The organism is Paenibacillus sp. S33 (assembly GCF_053615415.1).
The window spans coordinates 111,370-136,350 of sequence record NZ_JBSIEZ010000001.1 but is presented as its reverse complement, the minus strand read 5'-3'; the positions used below and the strand labels follow the sequence as shown (position 1 = coordinate 136,350).

General features: G+C 46.2%; 20 protein-coding genes, 1 tRNA gene and 3 rRNA genes. 6 read left to right on the top strand and 18 right to left on the bottom strand.

Going from position 1 to position 24,981, the window contains the following annotated elements; all coding sequences use genetic code 11:
- Positions 1-48: 48 nt before the first annotated feature.
- Positions 49-342: a hypothetical protein gene (locus tag ACWGXJ_RS00535; protein ID WP_061831817.1), complete on the bottom strand. Its 294-nt coding sequence runs from the start codon at positions 340-342 to the stop codon at positions 49-51.
- Between the two features lie 187 nt (positions 343-529).
- Between ACWGXJ_RS00535 and motA the strand changes: the two genes are divergently transcribed.
- Both motA and motB read left to right on the top strand, forming a co-directional pair.
- The gene (gene motA / locus ACWGXJ_RS00530) at positions 530-1,324 is read left to right on the top strand and encodes a flagellar motor stator protein MotA (protein ID WP_061831818.1); all 795 of its coding nucleotides are present in this window, start codon (positions 530-532) and stop codon (positions 1,322-1,324) included.
- Positions 1,317-2,144 carry a flagellar motor protein MotB gene (motB, locus tag ACWGXJ_RS00525; RefSeq protein WP_165179779.1) on the top strand — a complete coding sequence of 276 codons (828 nt, stop codon included), beginning with the start codon at positions 1,317-1,319 and terminating at the stop codon, positions 2,142-2,144. Before motA ends, motB begins: the two co-directional genes overlap by 8 nt.
- A 136-nt stretch (positions 2,145-2,280) precedes the next feature.
- Here motB and rluF read toward each other — a convergent pair whose 3' ends face one another.
- Both rluF and ACWGXJ_RS00515 read right to left on the bottom strand, forming a co-directional pair.
- On the bottom strand, positions 2,281-2,982 hold the full coding sequence (gene rluF, locus ACWGXJ_RS00520) for a 23S rRNA pseudouridine(2604) synthase RluF (RefSeq protein ID WP_069290781.1): 702 nt from the start codon (positions 2,980-2,982) through the stop codon (positions 2,281-2,283).
- 50 nt (positions 2,983-3,032) lie between these two features.
- Positions 3,033-5,309, bottom strand: coding sequence for a PAS domain S-box protein (locus ACWGXJ_RS00515; protein WP_452565926.1), 2,277 nt, complete (start codon positions 5,307-5,309; stop codon positions 3,033-3,035).
- A 328-nt stretch (positions 5,310-5,637) separates the two neighbouring features.
- Here ACWGXJ_RS00515 and tadA point away from each other — a divergent pair, with 328 nt between their 5' ends.
- Together tadA and ACWGXJ_RS00505 are read left to right on the top strand one after the other, a co-directional pair.
- Positions 5,638-6,138 carry a tRNA adenosine(34) deaminase TadA gene (tadA, locus tag ACWGXJ_RS00510; RefSeq protein ID WP_254351835.1) on the top strand — a complete coding sequence of 167 codons (501 nt, stop codon included), beginning with the start codon at positions 5,638-5,640 and terminating at the stop codon, positions 6,136-6,138.
- A gap of 60 nt (positions 6,139-6,198) precedes the next feature.
- Positions 6,199-6,765 (top strand): GNAT family N-acetyltransferase, encoded by a 567-nt coding sequence (locus ACWGXJ_RS00505; RefSeq protein WP_452565925.1) that lies wholly within the window; start codon positions 6,199-6,201, stop codon positions 6,763-6,765.
- A 115-nt stretch (positions 6,766-6,880) separates the two neighbouring features.
- Here the strand turns inward: ACWGXJ_RS00505 and ACWGXJ_RS00500 are convergent, their stop codons facing one another.
- From ACWGXJ_RS00500 to ACWGXJ_RS00480, 5 genes are all read right to left on the bottom strand, one after another.
- On the bottom strand, positions 6,881-7,957 hold the full coding sequence (locus ACWGXJ_RS00500) for a hypothetical protein (protein WP_165179776.1): 1,077 nt from the start codon (positions 7,955-7,957) through the stop codon (positions 6,881-6,883).
- Positions 7,958-8,155: 198 nt separating this feature from the next.
- A complete protein-coding gene (locus ACWGXJ_RS00495; RefSeq protein WP_029514956.1) occupies positions 8,156-8,311 on the bottom strand; it encodes a small acid-soluble spore protein P in 156 nt (51 codons plus the stop codon).
- 72 nt (positions 8,312-8,383) lie between these two features.
- Positions 8,384-8,554 (bottom strand): hypothetical protein, encoded by a 171-nt coding sequence (locus ACWGXJ_RS00490; RefSeq protein WP_007428073.1) that lies wholly within the window; start codon positions 8,552-8,554, stop codon positions 8,384-8,386.
- 28 nt (positions 8,555-8,582) lie between these two features.
- A complete protein-coding gene (locus tag ACWGXJ_RS00485; protein WP_029514958.1) occupies positions 8,583-8,924 on the bottom strand; it encodes a hypothetical protein in 342 nt (113 codons plus the stop codon).
- 377 nt (positions 8,925-9,301) lie between these two features.
- Positions 9,302-10,249, bottom strand: a complete 948-nt coding sequence (locus ACWGXJ_RS00480; RefSeq protein WP_452565924.1) for an NAD(P)-dependent oxidoreductase — start codon at positions 10,247-10,249, stop codon at positions 9,302-9,304.
- A gap of 219 nt (positions 10,250-10,468) precedes the next feature.
- Here ACWGXJ_RS00480 and ACWGXJ_RS00475 point away from each other — a divergent pair, with 219 nt between their 5' ends.
- The gene (locus tag ACWGXJ_RS00475) at positions 10,469-11,353 is read left to right on the top strand and encodes a LysR family transcriptional regulator (protein WP_452565923.1); all 885 of its coding nucleotides are present in this window, start codon (positions 10,469-10,471) and stop codon (positions 11,351-11,353) included.
- Between the two features lie 17 nt (positions 11,354-11,370).
- Here ACWGXJ_RS00475 and ACWGXJ_RS00470 read toward each other — a convergent pair whose 3' ends face one another.
- The 10 genes from ACWGXJ_RS00470 to ACWGXJ_RS00425 form a co-directional block, all read right to left on the bottom strand.
- Positions 11,371-11,613, bottom strand: coding sequence for a hypothetical protein (locus tag ACWGXJ_RS00470; RefSeq protein WP_061831828.1), 243 nt, complete (start codon positions 11,611-11,613; stop codon positions 11,371-11,373).
- Between the two features lie 148 nt (positions 11,614-11,761).
- Positions 11,762-11,847, bottom strand: a tRNA-Ser gene (locus ACWGXJ_RS00465).
- Positions 11,848-11,936: 89 nt separating this feature from the next.
- Positions 11,937-13,220, bottom strand: coding sequence for a serine--tRNA ligase (serS, locus tag ACWGXJ_RS00460; RefSeq protein WP_013308176.1), 1,284 nt, complete (start codon positions 13,218-13,220; stop codon positions 11,937-11,939).
- A 35-nt stretch (positions 13,221-13,255) separates the two neighbouring features.
- Complete coding sequence (gene pdxT, locus ACWGXJ_RS00455) at positions 13,256-13,822, bottom strand: pyridoxal 5'-phosphate synthase glutaminase subunit PdxT (protein WP_013308175.1); 567 nt, start codon at positions 13,820-13,822, stop codon at positions 13,256-13,258.
- Positions 13,823-13,838: 16 nt separating this feature from the next.
- Positions 13,839-14,720 (bottom strand): pyridoxal 5'-phosphate synthase lyase subunit PdxS, encoded by an 882-nt coding sequence (pdxS, locus tag ACWGXJ_RS00450; protein ID WP_061831829.1) that lies wholly within the window; start codon positions 14,718-14,720, stop codon positions 13,839-13,841.
- A gap of 131 nt (positions 14,721-14,851) precedes the next feature.
- Positions 14,852-16,240 (bottom strand): D-alanyl-D-alanine carboxypeptidase family protein, encoded by a 1,389-nt coding sequence (locus tag ACWGXJ_RS00445; protein WP_452565922.1) that lies wholly within the window; start codon positions 16,238-16,240, stop codon positions 14,852-14,854.
- A 327-nt stretch (positions 16,241-16,567) separates the two neighbouring features.
- Positions 16,568-18,025: an IMP dehydrogenase gene (gene guaB, locus ACWGXJ_RS00440; RefSeq protein ID WP_013308172.1), complete on the bottom strand. Its 1,458-nt coding sequence runs from the start codon at positions 18,023-18,025 to the stop codon at positions 16,568-16,570.
- A gap of 346 nt (positions 18,026-18,371) precedes the next feature.
- Positions 18,372-18,488, bottom strand: a 5S ribosomal RNA gene (gene rrf, locus ACWGXJ_RS00435).
- Positions 18,489-18,567: 79 nt separating this feature from the next.
- Positions 18,568-21,495: ribosomal RNA gene (locus tag ACWGXJ_RS00430) — 23S ribosomal RNA — on the bottom strand.
- Between the two features lie 285 nt (positions 21,496-21,780).
- Positions 21,781-23,336 (bottom strand): 16S ribosomal RNA (locus tag ACWGXJ_RS00425).
- The 16S, 23S and 5S rRNA genes sit together here, the layout of an rRNA operon.
- 609 nt (positions 23,337-23,945) lie before the next feature.
- Between ACWGXJ_RS00425 and ACWGXJ_RS00420 the strand changes: the two genes are divergently transcribed.
- Positions 23,946-24,980 (top strand): alpha/beta hydrolase, encoded by a 1,035-nt coding sequence (locus ACWGXJ_RS00420; RefSeq protein WP_061831226.1) that lies wholly within the window; start codon positions 23,946-23,948, stop codon positions 24,978-24,980.
- Position 24,981 lies beyond the last annotated feature (1 nt).

Here is a 24,981-nt window from a genome sequence, read left to right as displayed (position 1 = left end):
TGGTGTACATATTACCACGGCCCCGTTGATAAATCCATAAGACGGACCTCAAATCAAAGGGACTGACGTCAGCTCCTCGTCCCCAATAAGTACATAGATGCGATGCTGCTCCGGCTCATAGATCACAACGCTACTCCCTACAGTGATTGTGGGCTCTGTACCCAGTGCATAAAATAAGTCTTCTGCCAAAGCTTCATTGACTTCCTGACGTCCCGCCGGGTCCAGCCTGTCCCAATCTTCTGCTTCCATCTCAAAAAATTCATAGCTATCTGGGATGCGCCCCACAGCCTCTGTCAAATCGTTCAAAATTTGTTCATACTCACGCCCATGCTTTACTCCCATGCCATTTCCTCCAATGGTTCCGCCATTCAATACATAATCACCTTATTATACCGGAAATTCGCACTTAACAAAAAAGAGAGTTTTGTCGATAAATACTATAATCCGTCTTGTAATGACGCGCTTGGGGCAAGGACGACCCCGGCGGCATGAAAGGATTCAAAATCTATTCTCATGGATGAGGTGTATCATGCAAATTTCAACCATTATCGGACTTGTGCTCGGGATTGTGTCACTGGTCGTCGGGATGATCTTAAAAGGCGCTCCGGTCGTCAATTTGGTCAATAATCCCGCTGCTTACATGATTATTTTCGTCGGAACGGCAGCGAGTATATTTATGGCCTTCCCGATGGCAGAAATCAAACGGATTCCGAAGCTGTTCAAGGTTATTTTCACCGAACAAAAACTGTTAGACCGCAAAGAGCTCATCGGTACGTTTACCGAGTGGGCATCCATTACCCGTCGTGAAGGTCTGCTCGCCTTGGAATCTAAGGTAGAAGAAATCGATGATCCCTTTATGCGTGGCGGCATGCGAATGATTATTGACGGCAATGATCAAGAATTCGTACGGGACGTTCTGATGGAGGATATCAATGCGACCGAGGATCGACATCGCTCTGGCGCACTGATCTTCTCCCAAGCCGGTATGTACGCTCCAACGCTCGGGGTACTCGGTGCGGTTGTAGGTCTGATCGCCGCTCTGGCTGACCTTAGTGACATGGAAAAGCTCTCTCATGCCATTGCAGCAGCTTTCATTGCGACGTTGCTCGGTATTTTTACAGGTTATGTCCTGTGGCATCCGATGTCCAACAAGCTGAAACGGTTATCCAAAAAAGAAGTAGAGCTTAAATTAATGATGGTCGAAGGTCTGCTTTCCATTCAATCGGGGATATCGACAATTGCCATCAGTCAGAAACTGACGATCTTCCTGACTCCGACCGAACGGGCTACATTGACCCAGAAGGATGGCGATTCCAGTGAGTAAAAAGAGACATGAACCGCATGAAGAGCATGCTGACGAAAGCTGGCTGTTGCCATATTCCGACTTAATGACCCTTCTGTTGGCTCTTTTCATTGTCTTATTCGGTATGAGCTCGCTCGACGCCAAAAAATTTGAAACTATGGCTCAATCCCTGAGTTCAGCTTTTAGTGGCGGCACTGGCGTGCTGGATCACTCGGCCGCGAATCCGTCGTCACAATCCATGGATATGGGCAAAAATAAAGAACAAGTATCACAACCCTTAAAATCGAAAGCTACTTCTACCTCTGAACTGCAAAAACAGCTTGCCCAGCGGGAAGAAGAAGATTTAAAAAAGCTTAAAAAACAGATGGATCAATATATTCAAAATAACGGCCTGACCCCCTTGCTGAATACCAAGCTAAACCAATCGCAACTAATGATCACCATTAGTGATAATGCCCTGTTTTCATCCGGGCAGGCCGAAGTAAAGCCGGAAGCAAGAAAGCTGGCCAAGTCCATTTCTAGTATGCTCCAGCAGTTCCCTGGCTATGATGTTATCGTATCGGGTCATACGGATAATGTACCGATCTCCAACAGCCAGTTCCCGTCCAACTTTGATTTGAGCGCCAAGCGCTCTCTGAATTTCTTGCGTATCTTGTTGCTCAATCCAGATCTCGATCCAACCAAGTTTGTATCCATCGGTTATGGCGAGTATCGTCCATTGGCAAGCAATCAAGATGGTCAAGGACGCTCCAAAAACCGTCGTGTTGAAATATCTGTTCTCCGCAAATATCAGAACGGGACACAAGTCATCAGTCCTACCTCAAGCTCGAATGAAGGTTGATTATGCATATGTTATATGAACAAAGGCACCGCCGCATTTTTATGCAGCTGGTGCCTCTTTGTTTAGTGTTTCCTATAATCTGGACTTGTCAGATACGAGGATCATACGCTGTAGGCTATACAAAGCCCCTCTGGCATTAGCTAAGCGTATAATCGAGCATCTGGCCAAGCTCCTGCTTCTCAGCCTCTGTCAGATCACGCCAGGCACCTTTCTGAAGGGACCCCAACCGAATATTCATGATTCGCAGCCGTTGCAGTTTTTTTACTTCATAACCGAAGGCAGCACACATACGCCGGATCTGACGATTTTTCCCTTCAGTCAGGATAATACGGAATACATACTCAGATACACGCGTCACCTCACAAGGTAGCGTCCGCTGGCCGAGTATTTTCACCCCGCTGGACATGCCCTGCACAAAAGACGGTATGACAGGGCGATCCACCGTTACGATATATTCTTTCTCATGCTTGCCTTCTGCCCGTAAAATCTTATTTACAATGTCCCCATCATTGGTAAGTAAGATGAGACCTTCCGAATCCTTATCCAGGCGTCCAATCGGGAATATCCGCTGTGGGTGCCCCACAAAATCAACAACATTGCCTCTAATATGGCTCTCGGTTGTACTTGTAATACCCACCGGCTTGTTCAATGCAATGTAGACGTGATCGGACTTCTCGCGCAGTGGCTTGCCATTCACGCGAACATCATCGCCTTCTTCCGCTTGACTACCCAGCACAGCCACTTCGCCGTTAATCGTCACGCGGCCGCTCTCTACCAGCTTGTCCGCCTCGCGGCGCGAGCAAAAACCGGTTTCGCTGATAAACTTGTTAATGCGCAACCTGTGTACCCTCCATTTCTACTAACACACTTCCTCCTGCGCCCAGCCCGTTACTCCGGCTTGGCAATCGGAAGCTGCACCAGGGCTGTCGTTCCCTCTCCCTCTGTGCTTTCAATATCCAGTGTGCCTTTATGACTCTGTATAATACGCTGACTGACCATAAGTCCTAGTCCTGTCCCTGTTTCTTTGTTTGTGAAAAAAGGTTCTCCTAGCTTGGACAGCATTTCTGCGGGAATACCCGCTCCCTGATCCCGTATAGAGATTTTAACGCTTTCTCCCTCCAAGAACAAATGAATCGTGATGATACCACCTTTACTCATAGCCTCCATGCTATTTTTAAGTAAATTAATGAATACCTGTTTTAACTGATTTTCTTCAGCGTATACTAGGGCAGGCTCGTCCGTAACCTGAAGATTGAATACAATGCCCAGCAGGTGCGCCTGACTATCTAGTAAAGAAATCACGTCGCTCACAATATAGCGAACATCCTTTTTCTGAAAATGCACTGCCTGTGGCTTCGCCAGTATTAAAAACTCGCTAACGATCAAATTAATGCGATCCAGCTCAGACATCATAATATCGTTGTGTTTCATATTCAACACTTGATTTTGCTGCTGTAGTTGGAGAAAGCCTCGTAGCGTAGTTAGCGGATTACGAATCTCATGCGCTACGCCTGCCGCCAATTGTCCGACGGTTGTCAGTTTCTCTGATCTGCGCAACAACTCCTCCATTCGGTTGCGACCCGTAATATCACGCGACACGCAGATAAACCCCAAAATTCGGCCTTCTTCATCCAGAATAGGCGACGTGCTCATACTGATCTCTACTGTACTTCCATCCTTACGCATTCTAAGGGACTCACTTGATACGATGCTCTCTCCTTGAAGCAGGCTCTTCTTCTGAAATTCATACTCCTCCTGTTGCTGCGGAGGTACAAACTCCAGCTTACGACCAACCAATTCCTTCTTGGTCCAGCCGTACAAAGCTTCGAAGGCATGATTGACCCGAACGACGCGATCCTCCTCGTCGGTTACATGAATCGCATCCGCTGTCTGATTAATAACCGATTCCAGATGCTCCTTTACAGAACGGTTCTCTTCATACATCTGTTCCAGTCTTCTCGTGTACATCCCTAGGTTGTAGGCCATCGCATTGATGCGTTCTCCCAACTGTGCAAGCTCATGACCACCTTTTATTTCTAGCCGTGTATCAAAATGACCATCAGCCATCTCGTTCACTTTCCCCAGAATCGACTGAATTGGGCGGACAAACAGACTTGCCAGCACATAGCTTCCAATGATTACAACCTCCAAAAGGACAATGGAAATAGCAATTAAGCTTATCAATTGCTTGGAAATAACAGAAGTAATCGTATCATAATTCATAACAATACGGATAACATAGGCTTCGCGGTTAGCCGGGTAAAAAGGTATGTAACTGACGAGAACCCGTTCGCCTTTGATATAGCAGTCTTGTACAATACTCTCCCCGGAGAGGATAGCTCTGGACACGGCCAAACGATCTTCCTGCACTCTTGTTAGTTGATACGTGCCAAACTGGATCGGTTTATTGTACATGTAATAGTATTTCGAATCGTTCCCGTTCTTGTCCATAGAAGCGCCACCAAAGGTTGCAGGGTTAATTCCTGTAATCTCCATGATGCGATAATCCACTTGTTGGGTTTGCTTTACGATCTCATCGGGGCTCAGGATGGTTATGAAATCTTGCACTGAAGTATCCTGAAAGGAAATTCGAATTAAGTAGTTACGTTTTTGGTCATAATAAAATCCCCATTTGTTAATCTGTGAGGAGCCTGAACCGGTGTAGTCAAATGATCCGGTCCAAAAATGGTCCAGTTTCTGACCTTGCGCCATTGCAGCCTGTCCATGCTCATATAATTGGTCAACTGCATTTTTCCAATACCCTGTCAATGGATCAGATGGCGTTACTTCTTTTGGATCCGAGGATTTAACAACCTTATACCCCTGCCCGTCTCGAATCATCAAAGAAATATTAGTATCTCTGTGGAGTGAGGCCACCTTTTGAAGCTGTTCCTGCTGAATATTTCGGATGTCAGGACCTAGCTGATTAGCAGCCAACGTGGCAGAAAGCCACAGATTATATCCGAGCTGCTTGTCAACGGCCTCCCAGCTATGTTGGGTTTGTTCGATAGCTCCTCCGATAATTTTAGCCGTCAGAACCATTTTAGTTTCACTGTCACTTCTTAGATTTTCGTGGGTCGTGTAATAATTGAGGGCGATGTTTAATAAAAGGATAAACAGGACGGACCCCGACAAAATGATCGTTATTCTGATTTTTATCGACACACTGATTTCTCACCTCTTGCCGTATGCTGGCGATTACTGGCAATTGCTAACTCAATGATACCGTAATAGCGCCTGTGATACCAGCATTTACATTTACCGGATATACATAAATACACACCTTGTGTACAGTATTGTCAATAGACAAGGGTTTGCCTACAATATAAGAAGATAATCATCCACAAGTAGTCCACAAATACACAGATTTTATTATAAACTGTGGATAAACCTGTGGACAAGTGCCGTGTTATCCACAATTTTATTCACATCATGTTAACAACGGAATATTTGTTCGTTGGATAATTCCGCGTTTTGAAAGGAGCATTTTCCAGTGACCACCATGGATCACGCCTATTGGATGAAAGAAGCCATTCAGGAAGCGTATAAGGCAGAAATATTAGGTGAAGTCCCCATCGGGGCTGTCATCGTAAAAGATAATGAAATCATCGGTCGCGGCTACAATTTGCGCGAGACGGATGCTGACCCAACCGCACATGCAGAGATGGTTGCCATTCGTCAGGCCAGTGAGTACTTAGGCGCATGGCGCCTGCTGGATTGTAGGCTGTATGTCACTTTGGAGCCGTGTCCAATGTGCGCCGGAGCCATTGTTCAATCACGGGTTCCCCATTTGATATACGGAACTACAGATCCCAAGGCAGGCTGCGCAGGCACGCTGATGAATTTATTACAGGAGCCTCGGTTCAATCATTGTACAGAAGTAACTAGTGGTGTACTGCAGGAGGAATGCGCTTCGCTGCTAACGAACTTTTTTCGGCATCTCCGGCAAAAAAGAGCGGCAGCCAGATTGTCTCCTCCCCCATCCTTATCCTGAGGGGGAAAAGTCCAAAACACTTCATCTTATTGCTAATTCCCCATGGAAGGAGATCAACCCATGCCTATGAGCTTGTATAATACGCCTCAAGGTATCTTTTTACGGCCATTTAGCTTGGCGGATAGCGTAGCCCTTCTCGCCCTTAGGCACCGTAATAGGGATTCCCATGCGCCTTATGAGCCGCTTTACGAGGATTCATTTTTCACATTAGAGAAACAGCAGGATTATATTCGTCAGAAATTGCGTCAGGCCGAAGAGGATCAAGGTTACGTGTTTGGTATCTTTCTCTTAAAGGAAGAACGGCTCATCGGTTATATCTCTATTTCCAATCTAGTACGTGGAGTTGGACAATTCGCTGATATCGGCTACATGATGGATCATCATGAACAGGGTAAAGGGCATATGACCGCAGCCTTAAAGTTGATCATACAATATGCTTTTCGTGCCTTATCTCTGCATCGTCTCCAAGCGGGTACCCTTTTGCATAATGATCCCTCACAACGTGTATTAAAAAAGTGCGGCTTCCAGCCAGAAGGCATTGCTCGCAAGCTTGTACAAATTCAGGGCACATGGCAGGATCACCAGATGTTTGGACTTTTAGCTGAGGATGACGTGTGGCAGAGCTAAATGACTGCACAGGGACAACATTAACAGTAAACAAAAAACCGCCCGGCTTATGCCGAGCGGTTTTCTTACATCATATTCGAAAAAAATAATATTTTGCAATCAGGTCATCCCATATTTAAGGAGCAACAGTTTGCATTTTTTGTTGCAGCTGTTCCATAGTCAGGACTTGATCACCTGTTGGAATACCCACTTTAAATGCTGCTTTAGCATTGATTTTGCTGTATTGCGTGTAGCCTGTTACGGACAATTTTACATTGTCTTTTGTAGCCGGATCATTCATCTCTACATTCGCATTCAGGTCTTGATACACAGGAATGTTATCCTTGTTCAAAGCTGTGTTAATGTCAAACTGTTTCACTGTCAAGTAATTTTTCAACTCATCCAGCTTTTTGCTAACTTCGCTGGTGTTGGATTGCAGTTCTTTCTTCGCTTCAGCCAGCTCTTCTTTCTTCACTTGAAGCATGCCAGCATATTCATCTTTAGACATCACATCAAGGACTTTAGGAAGCGCCTTAGTGATAAATGTATTGGTCGCTTGCTTCACATTGTCGTTCGTAATTTTGAATTGAACGACTTGTTTAGCTTCAACGCCTTGTGGCAATTTAGCGTCTTTAGGATCAATATCAAAGAAGTACGTAGCTTGATCATACTCGTTCATAATAGCAGCAATCACTTCATTCGCAAATTTCTGCGATTTTTCCTGATCCATGGCTGCAGGATTAAATTCTTGTCCTGATTGTTTAGCCAGTTCTTGTGGATCAATGACCAGGAATTTACCTACAACATCCTGTGGAAGTGGGTAAAATGGAATATTAGGAATTTTAACGTACAGTTTATCTTTAGTCATTACCATTGGAATCGTGAAGCTGGTGGAAAGATCACCTTTCAAATGAATGCCGAGCGTCATTTCAGATTGGAAAGGTTCCTTTTGGTATACACCATCCAGCGTAATATCAGCATTTTTCAGCATGCTAGTTACCATTGCACTTTGCTCACTTGGAACAGAAGCGGATGTAATGGTCAGTTCCTTAATCGTGAATTGACTTTTGGATTCATAAGAGTTCAACTTCATTGCATTTGCAGTACCAGTCGTAACAGCTTCCTTCGGTTCTAACTTCTTGCTACAACCTACCAGGGCTACCGTCAAAAGCAACACCATAGTGAGTACCAAGACGGATAACTTTTTACTCATTGTGTAGATTCTCTCCTCTCGTAATTAACCCCTTTTTTATGCTAACAAAAAAAATACACACCTCCTATTTTAACTCATATTCTCAAACGGCGAAACACTTATTGGAAAATTTTCTTACAATAAGCACAAAGACACCCTGGCTCTCTTACCAGGGTGTCTTACACTATGCAATATATTTTAGGAGAAAGGTCTGCCTGCTTATGAGCCTTCTCTATTATGATGATCCACGTGATTCCGCTGTTTTACCTTCTTGGAACCGGATAACGGCTCTTGCTGATGACTACGCTCCCGCTTTTCGTTACTTCCACCAGAATCCTGTGCTTCGGGGACAGGAATGGCTTTAGGCTTGCCCATTTATGCATCCTCCATTCTCAGTCTATATTTGTGGTACATCAACGAATCCGTTTATTACCATTTAAAATAGGACTATAGATGGTGTAGATCTTCCGTTTTATCGTGATTTAGTGAATCCTGATGACGGCGATCATTACGATCCTGCTGCACTTGCTGTGCCTGATGACTATTAACTGGGCGTTGCTCCAAATCATCAACAATGTTAGACAAGTTTTTATCCAGACCGTTTTTGGCTTTTGTCATGTAGTCTTCCTCCTCATTCCTTCATGACCTACGAGTGCGTCAATGACTGTAATGTTTGGGCACATTGGTGAATATGCCGAGTATAATCGGACACTAACTGCTGAATGATATCTGTTCGTTCATCCACAGACTGTCCGTCCCGTTCTACATCGACTAAGCTAACCTGTACTTCCCGGGAGTCTACATAAGTACATGCAAAATCAAAGGAGTACATTTGTCGGCCTTCTACCTCGATATGGATCCGTATAGCCCGGTTGTCAGCTTCATCTGCCTGTACCTGTGATTTGTCCCCTGAATTCAAAAGAATCGGCAGTTGTTCCTGCCAGGCCTCTACCAGCTTTTGCTGATCTACTGTCATTTCTCGATTCATGCCAGCACCTCCACATCTGATAACGTGTGAAAAAAACGAGCTTTTTATACAACAAAAAAGCCACTCTCCACGATTCCTAATCATTAGCTTATAAAGGCCAATGTATCAGCTATCGTATTTGAATGGCTTGGTTTATTTAGAGTATGGCGGAGAGGATGGGATTCGAACCCATGTGAGCTTGCACTCTAACGGTTTTCAAGACCGTTACTACCTATGAAAAGCCGCCGAGCCTTGGTATGACTGGGTTTGTGAAGTCTAATGCAAGAACCGCTACAACTGCTGGCCTGTCTGCAACGCTGCCGTGTCCCCCTTGCCATTATCTGGAGGCAACCAGGTGCACGGAGCTGCCCCGATAGCTCATTTTTATTGCACCAAAACTATGATAACTGATTGAGCTTGCTTTCAGGCTCTTCACCATTTTCTACACGTTTTATATTGTTTATAAAGAAATCATATCTTTTTTTATGAAATTTTCGACCATCAGGCATTCCTGCTGTATGGGGAGTAAGTATCACATTACCCAGATTCCGGAGCTCACTATCAATAGGAAGCGGTTCAGATTCAAATACATCCAGGCATGCGCCTGAAATATCCCCGTTTTTTAATGCATCAATCAAGTCTCTTTCGTTGACAATCCCGCCGCGGGCTGTATTGATAAAAAGAGCGGTATTATTCATTTTCTTGAATGCCGCTCTGTTGATCAGTTGTTTGGTTTGTTGATTCAAGGGTACATGTACACTGACTATATCCGATGTGCTTACAAGAGTATCGAAATCCGTCATTTTCACAAAACCGTCAGATTGTACAAGAGCATTTTTCGCATAAGCCAGCACATTCATATCAAAAACCCTGCAAAATGCAGCTACTTTTTTTCCGATAGCGCCCAAACCGATAATCCCAATCGTTTTGCCTTTTAATTCACTCCCTGTATAGTCCAATTGATTTTCATCCATCCTGTTTTTCATGAAAGTATCAAGAAACGGTATGTTTTTATAATAAGACAATATCAGTGCCATTACGTGCTCGGCCACTGCCTGTGCATTCACTCCTGCAGCATTGGCCACCCAAATGCCGAGCTGTGTACAGGCAGGGACATCTACATTATCAAATCCTGCACCCGTCTGTACCAATTTTAATTTTTTTGCGATAGAAAGCAGGCTGTGATCCACTTTAATATGTTCAGGAATAATTACCTGGCAATCTTCAATATGATGCAGCATTTCTTTTCCGGGCGGGACAATTACAACATTCCAGTCTTGAGGAAAATACCTTACAATATTTGATTTCGAGGTCTCGCTAAAATAGCCAACTATGAGAATCTTCATTGCTAAACCACCTTTCATTACCTATACCATTCTTCGAAGAAAACCCGTTTGATGATCTTCATTTTATCCTTTTGAGGAAGAAGTAATTATTTCCATATTATAGACTTCATCGGCAGTAAAACCTCATTAACGATAATTTTAAACATAAAGAATATTGTTGTAAAACTCAAATATTTAATGAACTATATTAATCATTTCTATATATTGAGGAGGTATTCTATGTATTTCCCTGGGATAGAAGCGTTTTTAGCTATCGTACGGACCGAGAGTATAAGCAAAGCGGCCGAATTGCTGCACCTGTCACAAGCTACGGTGAGCTATCGGTTAAAGACATTGGAACAGGAAATGGGTGGCCTTTTGGTTGAGCGAAGAAAAGGGGCACCCAAAACCAGTCTGACCCCAAAAGGGGAAAACTTTTTTAGCATTGCGGAAAGATGGGATGCTCTCTGGAGGGAAACACAAATCTTGCAGGCTAGCGGTTCGCAGTTAAGTCTGGCAATAAGCGCTGCCGAAAGTATAAGTCACTTTGTTTTGCCCCCTGTATATAGAATGCTTAATCAGCATACCCCGTCCATCCGACTGCAAATTCGTACGCAGCATACTCAGGAAGCTTTTGATAGTATTGAGCGGCGCGAGATGGATGTGGCGTTTGTGGTGCGAGAAATCGTGTCGCCTAGTGTCACTGTTAAACCGTTTTTTACTGAAGAAATGATGCTGTTGCGCCTGGCTGTGTCGGGGCGGCAGGCCGGAGATACTGTTGAAATGGAAGAATTGTCGGCGCAAGACGAAGTCTTCATAAATTGGAATAGAGAGTTTCAATTCAGACATGACCAGTGGTGGGACCCTCTTTGCCCGTCCCGTGTTCATCTGGACTCAGCGGGACTCATCACTACTTTTTTGAAGGACGCTAGACAATGGTCGATAGTTCCCGCTTCGATTGGCGCACATATGATGCGGATGGGAGATTTTGTTCTTCAGAAACTATCGGTATCGGTGCCTCCAAGAATATGCTATAAGGTAACTCATAAGTTTCCAAACCAAGCTTTACACGAGCCCCTTCGTATTCTTGATAACTATCTGCAAGATATATTTGGTATACAATGATCTGACCTGTCGAGATATTAGTTGCAATTGATTATAGGCCTGCAAACTGATGTATGAAAAAAATAGAGTATGCGGTAATAGCGTTTGAACAGCCCCTCCAGTGTCAGAATCTCAGGCGATACGCTCGCTCTCTCATCCTGCGCCACCCGAGACGTTTCCAAAACCGATGGACTCAGACGGTCGAGAAACCGCTGAGGAATGTCCAAACTATTCTTCCGCTGCCCGCGTTTACGCAGTTTGCCACCCGTGTTTGTATTCATAATCCTATACCTCATCCTATACCTCCGTCAGATGTTTATCCAACGGTCACGAACACAAAAAAACGCACCACACCGCTATCCAACGGTAAAGTGCGTTTTAGTCATACTTCCTACAAATCCTTATGCAGCAAGTAAATTATTAAACTGACGGAGAGGATGGGATTCGAACCCATGTGAGCTTGCACTCTAACGGTTTTCAAGACCGCCCCGTTATGACCGCTTCGGTACCTCTCCAGGTGGTAAATGGATAAAGCTGCTTCCCTTTCAAACATACTCAGGCGCAACAAAATTATTTTACCACAGAACTTCTAAGAATGCAACACTTACTGTTTAGGAGCAATAACCTCAATGCCTCGCATGTATGAACGCAACACTTCTGGAATCACGATGCTTCCGTCCTCTTGCTGATAGTTCTCCAAAATAGCAGCCACAGTCCGCCCTACAGCCAATCCTGAACCGTTCAGCGTATGTACAAATTCAGGCTTTGCCTTCGAATCTGGACGAAACCGGATGTTCGCACGACGCGCTTGGAAGTCTTCCGTATTTGAACAGGAAGAAATCTCACGGTACATGCCACTCTCAGGCAACCATACTTCCAGATCGTACGTTTTGGCAGACGTAAAACCCATATCTCCAGTGCAAAGTGCCAGCACGCGATATGGAAGTCCGAGCAGCTGTAAAACACGCTCAGCGTTATTCGTCATTTTCTCCAATTCCTCATAAGAGGTATCCGGGTGAACCAGCTTAAGCATCTCTACCTTATTGAACTGATGCTGACGGATCAGGCCACGTGTATCACGTCCTGCTGATCCTGCCTCCGAGCGAAAGCAAGAGCTGTATGCCACATAATATTTCGGAAGCTGCTCCGCATTCATAATCTCTTCACGGTGGTAGTTCGTTACCGGAACTTCAGCCGTAGGAATGAGATAATACTCAGTATCACGCAGCTTGAACAAATCTTCTTCAAACTTCGGAAGTTGACCCGTTCCGTACAAGCTGTCCCGATTTACAATGTATGGAGGAAGCATTTCTTCATAACCATGCTCACTGCTGTGCAGATCCATCATAAAGTTAATCAGCGCACGCTCTAATCTTGCTCCCAGTCCTTTGTAGAACGTAAAACGAGAACCCGTTACCTTGGCTGCTGCCTCAAAATCAAGGATATCTAGATCCTGAGCCAATTCCCAATGCGCTTTGGGTGTAAAAGAAAACTCGCGCGGTTCCGACCAGCGACGGATTTCTACATTATCCTCTTCCGATGCACCTACAGGTACTGTATCATTAGGGATATTCGGAATAGACATCACCAATTCATCGATCTGAACTTCCAGTTCGCGTACTTGCTCATCTAATTCTTTGATACGATCGGAGACTTGACGCATTTCTGCAATAAGATCATCCGCATTTTCCTTGTTCTTCTTCAACTTGGCTACTTCACCGGATACCACGTTCCGACGATTTTTGAGCCCTTCACTTTCTTGAAGTAACTCACGACGGCTTACATCCAGATCTGTAAAACCATTAATCAGATCCAGAGATTTCCCCCTGTTCTGCAAAGCTTTCTCAACCCGACCAAGCTCATTACGTAAAATCTTTATATCTAACACAGGTAATCCCTCCTACACTACAAACCTGACTTTCACTATTCGCGGACCATATCCACAAAATATTGATGTAACCGGTAATCGTCTGTTAACTCCGGATGGAAGGATGAAGCCAGCAAATGACCCTGACGGGCTGCCACGATCTCGCCGTTATACTCAGACAGCACATCTACTCCCGTTCCAACAGACTGTATTAATGGCGCGCGTATAAATACAGCACGTACCGGTTCCTCAATCCCTTTAATGTTCAAATCTGTTTCAAAGCTTTCTCTTTGGCGACCAAATGCATTACGCGATACTGTAATATCCATAAGTCCCAAATGTGCTTCTTCCTGTCCTTGAATCGTTTTAGCCAGTACAATCAATCCCGCGCAAGTGCCAAATACAGGCTTGCCTTGATTGGAAAACTGACGTATAGCCTCTATGAAATCATACTTGCGCATTAGCTTACCAATAGTGGTGCTTTCACCACCGGGAATGATAAGACCGGACAGCTCATTGAGCTGTTCGATCTTCTTCACCGCTATACATTCCGCACCCGCACGCTCAACGCTACGTATATGTTCAGCTACAGCGCCTTGCAGCGACAATACACCTATTTTCATGCCGGTCCCTTCTTTCTTACCAACCACGATCCTGCATGCGCTCATGCGGTGCCAGTTTGGAAATTTCAATGCCTTTCATAGGAGTTCCCAAATTCTTGGAGACTTCTGCAATCAGCTTGTAATCCGTATAATGAGTGGTCGCTTCCACGATTGCACGTGCAAACTTCTCAGGGCTATCCGACTTGAAAATACCAGAACCTACAAAGACGCCATCAGCGCCTAAATGCATCATTAACGCGGCATCGGCAGGTGTTGCTACACCACCCGCTGCAAAATTGACCACTGGCAGTTTGCCAAGCTCATGCACTTCCAACAGCAGTTCATATGCAACTCCGAGGTTTTTCGCTTCTGCATACAGCTCGTCCTTCGACAAGTTTTGCACCTTGCGAATTTGACCATTGATAAAACGCATATGCCGAACGGCCTCAACAATATTCCCAGTCCCTGGTTCGCCCTTCGTACGGATCATAGATGCACCCTCACCAATACGACGCAGCGCTTCTCCCAGATCCTTGGCTCCACAAACAAATGGAACGGTGAACTCCCGCTTATCAATATGGAAAACTTCATCCGCAGGTGTCAGCACTTCGCTTTCATCGAGATAGTCAACACCGAGAGATTCCAGTACCTTTGCCTCTACATAGTGACCGATACGAGCCTTAGCCATAACAGGAATAGAAACAACCTTCATAACTTCTTCCACAATCGTTGGGTCAGCCATACGAGCAACCCCACCAGCTGCACGGATATCCGAAGGCACCCGTTCAAGAGCCATTACAGCTGTAGCTCCTGCTGCCTCTGCAATTTTAGCCTGCTCAGCGTTCATGACATCCATGATTACGCCACCTTTTTGCATCTCTGCCATACCTCTTTTTACACGCGAAGTTCCCGTTTCCATGTCGTTGCCTCCTATAAGGGTTACGTTTAGATTCTAACTTAATATTTTACCGCACGAATGCCAAATACACAATCATTTCAAGCTGCAAAATAAGTAATGAAAAACGAGGTAGATCGCTTAGCTTCGTTTTTTTAGAAGAGGTTCTTAATTCCCTGGAACAGATCTCCGAAGAAATCACCGATTGCCCGGAAAAGCATCCGGAACCAGCCGCCCTCTTCTACTGCCGTCGTAGTAACCAGATCCACGGTTTTCGTCTGCCCTTTATCCACACCGTCTGTCTTGTACGTGTACGTAATTGTTCCGACTTTGGCCCCTTGCTTCAAAGGTGCCACCAGAGAGCTTGCTGGTGTAATGTTCGTTGTAAAGGTTACTTTAGGATTGCTCGCACCCTTAGGTACGATAAAGCTTACTGCATCCTTGGTGACGATCGGTACTTCTGTTTCCGTACCTTTGGTCACTGGCACATTCTCAACACCCTTAACCACCGTCTTTGGAGCAATAACCTGCTTCACTTCAAAATTATCAAAACCATAGTTCAGCACTTTAGCTGTCTCTGTAAAACGGTGTGCATCTGAATCAGCTCCCATAACTACACTGATGAGACGCATTCCGTTGCGTTCAGCGGTTCCTGTAAAACAGTTTCCAGCATTAGCCGTGTGGCCTGTTTTCATCCCGTCTAAACCTGGGTAAGCAAACTTTCTAAAGTTAGTAATATTTTTGTTTGCTTCTAGCATCCAGTTATAGTTAATAATTGGCGCCTTGTCAGTAGGACGGAATTTGTAAGATTGAATTGTCGTAAATCGTGTGTAATCTGGATGATCTTTAATGATGTAACCAGCCAGAGTAGCTGCATCTCTCGCTGTCATCACAGTTTCCCGGTCTGTATCCGGCTGGAAGCCTTTCGGCATATCACCACGATCCAAACCAGTCGAGTTGATAAAATACGTATTTTTCATGCCCATTTTCTGAGCTGTTTCATTCATTAGTTTTACAAAGTCCTGCTCAGTTCCAGATACTCGTTCAGCAAGGGCTACTGTTGCATCATTAGCAGAACCTACCGCCATTGCAATATAAAGCTCTTCTACCGTATGTTGATCCCCTTGAGCCAAAAAAATACGTGATCCAATGCTCTTAGAAGCATTCTCGTTAACCGTAACTTTATCCGTCCACTTGAGTTTACCTTGCTTAACCTGTTCAGACACGATGTATTCTGTCATCATTTTAGTCATACTTGCTGGCGGAAGTGGCTCATCTGGGTTCATAGACAGCAATACTTGCCCAGTGGAAGGCTCGATCAAAATGGCGGAACGTAGTGCCAGACTAGGAGGATTAATAGAACCTGTCCCCGTAATATTGGTTGCCTGTGTTGCCGCTCCAGCTGCAAAAGTAGCCACGCTCGAATCGAAATTGCCTACAACAGGCAATGCCGACATATACATCATATTAAGCACCATGACTGCAGTCACACTCTTTTTAATCATGCTGCGTTTTTTATTCTGCTTTAAAATGTTCGCTTTCAAATGAATACAAACTCCTCTCGTACCTTAACCCGATCGCTATGAATAACGAGACGGTGGTTACAGCCTCTACTTGGCCAATGTAATTAATGTTTAAGTGTTATAAAATCCAGTTTCACTTCGTTTGCTTAGTTGTATCCTGTCATGAGCATTTTCTGCTCGAATCTTCTTCACTGGTAGGAATCGTCCAAAAGACCTACGTGTCCTAATTCGTCAATAATTTCGTCAAAAAGGCGGACACTTGTCTATTCTATCACAGGGGTATCTCTAAAAAAAGACAGGCAGAGCGAAATACGCTCTGCCTGTCGTCAAGTCTACTACAGCCGAACTTTATAGAGAGTAGTTTGGTGCTTCTTTCGTAATTTGCACATCGTGCGGATGGCTCTCACGCAGACCAGCGCCTGTAATACGGATAAAGCTTGTATCGTTACGAAGCTCCTCAATATTAGCTGTACCGCAATAACCCATACCGGAACGAAGACCGCCCAACAGCTGATGAACAGTGTCGGAAAGTGGTCCTTTATAAGCAACGCGTCCTTCGATGCCTTCCGGTACCAATTTCTTGTCGTCATCTTGGAAATAACGATCTTTACTACCTTGCTTCATCGCAGCCATAGAACCCATACCACGATATACTTTAAAGCGGCGTCCTTGATAAATTTCAGATTCGCCTGGGCTTTCTTCCGTACCTGCAAAAAGACTTCCCAGCATTACCGCAGAAGCGCCTGCCGCAATGGCCTTTGTAATTTCACCGGAGTATTTAATACCACCGTCTGCAATGATCGGAATATTATATTCACGTGCTACTGTTGCACAATCATAAATTGCTGTTACTTGTGGAACACCAATCCCTGCGATTACACGTGTTGTACAGATGGAGCCTGGACCAATACCGACTTTTACGACAGATGCTCCTGCTTCAATCAATTCGCGCGTTCCGTCACCAGTAGCTACATTACCTGCTACAATCGTCAGATCAGGATAAGCTTCACGTAGCTTGCGGACCGCTTCAATAATGTTAATATGATGGCCGTGAGCAGAGTCCACAACAATCATATCCACACCAGCTTTTACAAGTGCTTCAGTCCGATCAAATGTATCCTTGGAAATGCCGACAGCCGCACCGACCAGAAGACGCCCTTGTGCATCTTTCGCTGCGTTCGGAAATTGAATAGCTTTCTCAATATCTTTAATGGTGATAAGTCCTTTGAGATAATTTTCATCATCAACCAAAGGAAGCTTTTCAATTTTATGCTTTTGCAAAATGACCTCCGCTTCCTGTAAAGTCGTACCTACAGGTGCAGTTACCAGTTCTTCCTTCGTCATGACTTCACTGATTTTAAGGTTAAAATCGTGAATAAAGCGAAGATCGCGGTTAGTAATAATACCCACCAGTTTGTTTTCTTCATTTACAACAGGTACACCAGAAATACGGTATTTACCCATAACTGCTTCAGCATCGGACACCAAATGATCTGGAGTCAATGAGAATGGATTGGTGATAACACCGCTCTCCGAACGTTTAACCCGATCCACCTCTACTGCTTGCTGTTCAATCGACATATTTTTATGAATAATACCGATACCGCCCTCACGAGCCATCGCGATTGCCAACACTGCCTCAGTAACAGTATCCATACCAGCACTCATCAAAGGAATATTCAGCTTTACGTTATCACTCAAACGAGTCGCCACGCTTACTTCTTTGGGCAGAACCACCGACTTGCGAGGTACCAGCAAAACATCGTCAAAGGTAAGGCCTTCCTTACCGAATTTATCTTCCCACACCAAGATGATCCTCCTTCAAATTGTTTAGTCTGTATTGGTCTTGTTGTCTGTCCGACATGGACAAATCAAGGCTCTCTGAAAATATATTATTGCAATCTTAGCAAAGCGGTATAGGGGTGTCAAGCCTTCATCAATAGCCCTAACCTTTAGTATTTCCCTGTACAAACAACTGTACTCCTACGAAGGACAACCTTTAAAAATAAGCGTTTCCAAAGGTAATAGCTATTCACAAAAGCATATCTCCTCTTTGAATGCGCAGCATAGAAGCAATTGTATAAGTGGTTTGTACCGTAATATACCAAAGAGGACCATGATCTCAATGAGATCATGGTCCTCTTTACTTGTTGCTTGGCGACGTCCTACTCTCCCAGGACCCTGCGGTCCAAGTACCATCGGCGCTGGAGGGCTTAACGGTCGTGTTCGGGATGGGTACGTGTGGAACCCCTCCGCTATCGCCACCAAACATGAATTTGCTGTGCAAATTCTATATTCAAGGTTACACCCTGAAAACTGGATCCGAAACTCATTTGCGTTTTATTCTTTAGGATAAGCCCTCGACCGATTAGTATTGGTCAGCTCCATGCATTACTGCACTTCCACCCCCAACCTATCTACCTCGTCGTCTTCAAGGGGTCTTACATACTGGGAAATCTCATCTTGAGGGGGGCTTCACGCTTAGATGCTTTCAGCGCTTATCCCTTCCGTACATAGCTACCCAGCGGTGCTCCTGGCGGAACAACTGGTACACCAGCGGTACGTCCATCCCGGTCCTCTCGTACTAAGGACAGCTCCTCTCAAATTTCCTACGCCCACGACAGATAGGGACCGAACTGTCTCACGACGTTCTGAACCCAGCTCGCGTACCGCTTTAATGGGCGAACAGCCCAACCCTTGGGACCTACTTCAGCCCCAGGATGCGATGAGCCGACATCGAGGTGCCAAACCTCCCCGTCGATGTGGACTCTTGGGGGAGATAAGCCTGTTATCCCCAGGGTAGCTTTTATCCGTTGAGCGATGGCCCTTCCATGCGGTACCACCGGATCACTAAGCCCGACTTTCGTCCCTGCTCGACTTGTAGGTCTCGCAGTCAAGCTCCCTTCTGCCTTTGCACTCTTCGAATGATTTCCAACCATTCTGAGGGAACCTTGGGGCGCCTCCGTTACTCTTTAGGAGGCGACCGCCCCAGTCAAACTGCCCACCTGACACTGTCCTCGCACCGGATCACGGTACCAAGTTAGAACCTAGATACGATCAGGGTGGTATCCCAAGGATGCCTCCTCTCAAGCTGGCGCTCAAGATTCTACGGCTCCCACCTATCCTGTACAGATCGTACCCAAATTCAATATCAAGCTGCAGTAAAGCTCCATGGGGTCTTTCCGTCTTGTCGCGGGTAACCTGCATCTTCACAGGTATTAAAATTTCACCGGATCTCTCGTTGAGACAGCGCCCAAGTCGTTACGCCATTCGTGCGGGTCAGAATTTACCTGACAAGGAATTTCGCTACCTTAGGACCGTTATAGTTACGGCCGCCGTTTACTGGGGCTTCGGTTCATAGCTTCGCCCCGAAGGGCTTACCACTCCCCTTAACCTTCCAGCACCGGGCAGGCGTCAGCCCGTATACTTCGCCTTGCGGCTTCGCACAGACCTGTGTTTTTGCTAAACAGTCGCTTGGGCCTTTTCACTGCGGCCCCCTCGGGCTATTCACCCTACCGAGGCACCCCTTCTCCCGAAGTTACGGGGTCATTTTGCCGAGTTCCTTAACGAGAGTTCTTCCGCGCGCCTTAGAATTCTCTTCTCGCCTACCTGTGTCGGTTTGCGGTACGGGCACCTTCTCCTGGCTAGAGGCTTTTCTTGGCAGTCTGAGATCATGACCTTCGCTACTACAATTTTCGCTCCCCATCACAGCCCAGCCTTACGATGTGCGGATTTGCCTACACATCAGCCTCACTGCTTAGACGGACATCCATCAGTCCGCGTCACTACCCTACTGCGTCACCCCATCGCTCATAACGGATTACGGTGGTACAGGAATTTCGACCTGTTGTCCTTCGACTACGCCTATCGGCCTCGCCTTAGGTCCCGACTTACCCTGAGCGGACGAACCTTCCTCAGGAACCCTTAGGCTTTCGGCGGATCTGATTCTCACAGATCTTTTCGTTACTCATACCGGCATTCTCACTTGAATGCAGTCCAGCGCTCCTTACGGTACACCTTCAACCCGCATTCAACGCTCCCCTACCCCTGATGCATTGCATCAAGCCATAGCTTCGGTGGTGTGTTTAGCCCCGTTACATTTTCGGCGCAGAGTCACTCGACCAGTGAGCTATTACGCACTCTTTCAATGGTGGCTGCTTCTAAGCCAACATCCTGGTTGTCTGTGCAACTCCACATCCTTTCCCACTTAACACACACTTGGGGACCTTAGCTGATGGTCTGGGCTGTTTCCCTTTCGACAATGGATCTTAGCACTCACTGTCTGACTCCCGGAACTAAATCGATGGCATTCGGAGTTTGACTGAGCTTGGTAACCCTTGCGGGCCCCGCACCCAATCAGTGCTCTACCTCCACGATTCTTCTTTCCGAGGCTAGCCCTAAAGCTATTTCGGGGAGAACCAGCTATCTCCGGGTTCGATTGGAATTTCTCCGCTACCCCCACCTCATCCCCGCATTTTTCAACATGCGTGGGTTCGGGCCTCCAGTGCGTGTTACCGCACCTTCACCCTGGACAGGGGTAGATCACCCGGTTTCGGGTCTACGTCCACGTACTCATTCGCCCTATTCAGACTCGCTTTCGCTGCGGCTTCAGCTCTTCACCTTAACCTTGCACGGGAACGTAACTCGCCGGTTCATTCTACAAAAGGCACGCCATCACCCATAGATCGGGCTCTGACTTCTTGTAAGCACACGGTTTCAGGATCTATTTCACTCCCCTTCCGGGGTGCTTTTCACCTTTCCCTCACGGTACTGCTTCACTATCGGTCGCCAGGGAGTATTTAGCCTTGGCAGATGGTCCTGCCGGATTCATACGGGGTTTCACGTGCCCCGCACTACTCGGGATCCGTCTCGGAGAGAACAAGTTTTGAACTACAGGGCTTTTACCTTCTCTGGCGGGCCTTTCCAGACCTCTTCATCTAACCGGTTCCTTTGTAACTCCATGTGAGACGTCCCACAACCCCAAGGAGCAAGCTCCTTGGTTTGGGCTAATCCGCGTTCGCTCGCCGCTACTGACGGAATCACTATTGTTTTCTCTTCCTCAGGGTACTTAGATGTTTCAGTTCCCCTGGTCTGCCTCTATTCTGCCTATGTATTCAGCAAAAAGTGACTGTCGATGAAGACAGCCGGGTTTCCCCATTCGGACATCCCCGGATCAAAGCTTGCTTACAGCTCCCCGAGGCCTTATCGTTGTTCGCCACGTCCTTCGTCGGCTCCTGGCGCCTAGGCATCCTCCGTGTGCTCTTTGTAGCTTAACCTAGTATTTACATCGTAAATACGATTTGCTCTGAATTTCGGTTCAACACTTACGTGTGAATGGAATTCAAGGCAGCTACCTTTATTTCACTTGTTTACACAAGATCAGCTTAAAGGAATATTCTAAAACGCAATTTCGTTTCGGTATCCAGTTTTCAAGGTGCAAAGCTGTAAACAACCAGCTTTTTTGAGAGTTTGAGCTCTCAAAACTGAGCAACGAGTGAGTAGTTTTTGAAGCATACGCTTCATATTTGAATGTTTCCATTGCAGGAAACGATTCTCCATAGAAAGGAGGTGATCCAGCCGCACCTTCCGATACGGCTACCTTGTTACGACTTCACCCCAATCATCTACCCCACCTTCGGCGGCTGGCTCCCTTGCGGGTTACCCCACCGACTTCGGGTGTTGTAAACTCTCGTGGTGTGACGGGCGGTGTGTACAAGACCCGGGAACGTATTCACCGCGGCATGCTGATCCGCGATTACTAGCAATTCCGACTTCATGTAGGCGAGTTGCAGCCTACAATCCGAACTGAGACCGGCTTTTCTAGGATTGGCTCCACCTCGCGATTTCGCTTCCCGTTGTACCGGCCATTGTAGTACGTGTGTAGCCCAGGTCATAAGGGGCATGATGATTTGACGTCATCCCCACCTTCCTCCGGTTTGTCACCGGCAGTCTGCTTAGAGTGCCCAGCTTGACCTGCTGGCAACTAAGCATAAGGGTTGCGCTCGTTGCGGGACTTAACCCAACATCTCACGACACGAGCTGACGACAACCATGCACCACCTGTCTCCTCTGTCCCGAAGGAAAGGCCTATCTCTAGACCGATCAGAGGGATGTCAAGACCTGGTAAGGTTCTTCGCGTTGCTTCGAATTAAACCACATACTCCACTGCTTGTGCGGGTCCCCGTCAATTCCTTTGAGTTTCAGTCTTGCGACCGTACTCCCCAGGCGGAATGCTTAATGTGTTAACTTCGGCACCAAGGGTATCGAAACCCCTAACACCTAGCATTCATCGTTTACGGCGTGGACTACCAGGGTATCTAATCCTGTTTGCTCCCCACGCTTTCGCGCCTCAGCGTCAGTTACAGCCCAGAGAGTCGCCTTCGCCACTGGTGTTCCTCCACATCTCTACGCATTTCACCGCTACACGTGGAATTCCACTCTCCTCTTCTGCACTCAAGCTCCCCAGTTTCCAGTGCGACCCGAAGTTGAGCCTCGGGATTAAACACCAGACTTAAAGAGCCGCCTGCGCGCGCTTTACGCCCAATAATTCCGGACAACGCTTGCCCCCTACGTATTACCGCGGCTGCTGGCACGTAGTTAGCCGGGGCTTTCTTCTCAGGTACCGTCACTCTTGTAGCAGTTACTCTACAAGACGTTCTTCCCTGGCAACAGAGCTTTACGATCCGAAAACCTTCATCACTCACGCGGCGTTGCTCCGTCAGGCTTTCGCCCATTGCGGAAGATTCCCTACTGCTGCCTCCCGTAGGAGTCTGGGCCGTGTCTCAGTCCCAGTGTGGCCGATCACCCTCTCAGGTCGGCTACGCATCGTCGCCTTGGTAGGCCTTTACCCCACCAACTAGCTAATGCGCCGCAGGCCCATCCACAAGTGACAGATTACTCCGTCTTTCCTCCCTCTCCCATGCAGGAAAAGGATGTATCGGGTATTAGCTACCGTTTCCGGTAGTTATCCCTGTCTTGTGGGCAGGTTGCCTACGTGTTACTCACCCGTCCGCCGCTAGGTTATATAGAAGCAAGCTTCTATATAACCCCGCTCGACTTGCATGTATTAGGCACGCCGCCAGCGTTCGTCCTGAGCCAGGATCAAACTCTCCATTAAAGACCAACCGAAGCTGGTTTATAGAAAGAGCGATAAGCTCATGTTGAAACTGACGAGATAAAAATATCTCTTGTTTGATTTTGCGAACAAAATCGTTTTACTCACTCGTTGTTCAGTTTTCAAAGATCAAACATTCTTTTCTCGTTGATTCAGCTCGTCGCCTCATCAACTCTTATATCATATCATGTCCGAACCAACTTTGCAAGCATTTTTTAGAATCTTTTTTTGAAACACTCGCTCGCAATATTGTATTTCTTGGCCGGAATTAGAGTATACCATTCTGCATATTTAAATGCAACCCTTTTTAATGAATAGTTTTTACTATCTATATTGTTGTAATTTTACCCTGTGTACACTGTACATTTGCCAAATGGACTTAGTTATCCGCATCTAAGAACGACGTGATATCCATTCAATGATCAAGAATACGCGGGTTGCTCATTACAACTCAAGTGCATATTCTGTTTTTTTCTTTAATATTGATGATTTGACAAAGAAAGGATGGGTAAAAAGATAAGGAGCTAGCCACAAACCATACGGTAGCAGCTATTGTTTCACGCAACTTTAGGTAATGATTAATTATAGCTGTATAGAGGAGTAGATTTTCTAATGAAGCAACGAAGGCGAACATGGACGAGAATTGTGTTTCTTATCATCTCTTGCTTATTGCTTTTCGTGATCTCCGGATTTGTGTATGAGTGGATTGCATCCAAGAAGGATAAATCACAATACCCACCTCCGGGGGAATTGGTCGATGCCGGGGGCTATCGACTTCATATTCGTAAACTCGGTAACGGTTCTCCAACAATATTGCTTGAATCAGGGAGCGGGGAAAGTAGCCTCTCCTGGAGAGATATTCCCGAAAAGCTGTCATCCTTCGCCACCGTTGTATCCTATGATCGGGCAGGCTATGCATGGAGCGAGGAGGCAAATACACCACGCACCGGGGAAAACATCGTTCGGGAGCTTCATACTGCTCTAAAGAATGCGGACATCCGACCTCCTTATATCCTTGTAGGTCATTCCCTCGGGGGGATGTACTCAAGACTGTACGCGCAGACGTACAGAGACGAAGTGGCAGGATTGGTTCTGGTGGATGCCAGGCCTGAGAATGACGCCCGACGGACAAATAAGATCTATGCCAAGGAACGGCCTAAGGCCAATCCCTCCCCGTTAATATCCATTCTCCTAGAAAAATCAGGGGCTTTTCGCCTGTTCCCCAATTTTATGCTGACGGGTCGGGTCGAATATCAAGATAGAAAATCTTTTGTGAATATTGTCGCTTCTTCTAAATACTTTCGGTCTGTTGCAGAGGAGGGTGACCTAGCGAGCACTACCGAAGATGCCATACGGGGACAGCATCTGGGTAATCTCCCTGTACGTGTAATTGCTCGGGGCATTCAACAAGATTTGACTCAGTTCGGTATTAGTAAACGCGGAAATGATCAGATTGAACAAAGCTGGCAAATGGGACAGCGCGAGATGCTTAACATCTCTACAAACAGCAAATTAATTGTTGCCAAGAAGAGCGAGCATATGATCATCCATGATCAACCGAAGCTTGTCATCCAAGTCATCCGTGAACTCATCACCGACACCAGTCACTTTCAGTCAACCACGTCTAAAGCATTCACAGATGATTAGG

What these genes read in the sequence shown, in the direction of transcription:
- ACWGXJ_RS00490 (WP_007428073.1), bottom strand. Translation starts at nt 8,554, where the DNA reads ATGACAAAAGCCAAAAACGGTCTGGATAAAAACTTGTCTAACATTGTT.
- ACWGXJ_RS00485 (WP_029514958.1), bottom strand. Translation starts at nt 8,924, where the DNA reads ATGAATCGAGAAATGACAGTAGATCAGCAAAAGCTGGTAGAGGCCTGG.
- ACWGXJ_RS00475 (WP_452565923.1), top strand. Translation starts at nt 10,469, where the DNA reads ATGTATTTCCCTGGGATAGAAGCGTTTTTAGCTATCGTACGGACCGAG.
- ACWGXJ_RS00480 (WP_452565924.1), bottom strand. Translation starts at nt 10,249, where the DNA reads ATGAAGATTCTCATAGTTGGCTATTTTAGCGAGACCTCGAAATCAAAT.
- ACWGXJ_RS00505 (WP_452565925.1), top strand. Translation starts at nt 6,199, where the DNA reads ATGCCTATGAGCTTGTATAATACGCCTCAAGGTATCTTTTTACGGCCA.
- pdxS (WP_061831829.1), bottom strand. Translation starts at nt 14,720, where the DNA reads ATGGAAACGGGAACTTCGCGTGTAAAAAGAGGTATGGCAGAGATGCAA.
- ACWGXJ_RS00535 (WP_061831817.1), bottom strand. Translation starts at nt 342, where the DNA reads ATGGGAGTAAAGCATGGGCGTGAGTATGAACAAATTTTGAACGATTTG.
- ACWGXJ_RS00500 (WP_165179776.1), bottom strand. Translation starts at nt 7,957, where the DNA reads ATGAGTAAAAAGTTATCCGTCTTGGTACTCACTATGGTGTTGCTTTTG.
- ACWGXJ_RS00495 (WP_029514956.1), bottom strand. Translation starts at nt 8,311, where the DNA reads ATGGGCAAGCCTAAAGCCATTCCTGTCCCCGAAGCACAGGATTCTGGT.
- ACWGXJ_RS00420 (WP_061831226.1), top strand. Translation starts at nt 23,946, where the DNA reads ATGAAGCAACGAAGGCGAACATGGACGAGAATTGTGTTTCTTATCATC.
- pdxT (WP_013308175.1), bottom strand. Translation starts at nt 13,822, where the DNA reads ATGAAAATAGGTGTATTGTCGCTGCAAGGCGCTGTAGCTGAACATATA.
- ACWGXJ_RS00470 (WP_061831828.1), bottom strand. Translation starts at nt 11,613, where the DNA reads ATGAATACAAACACGGGTGGCAAACTGCGTAAACGCGGGCAGCGGAAG.
- motA (WP_061831818.1), top strand. Translation starts at nt 530, where the DNA reads ATGCAAATTTCAACCATTATCGGACTTGTGCTCGGGATTGTGTCACTG.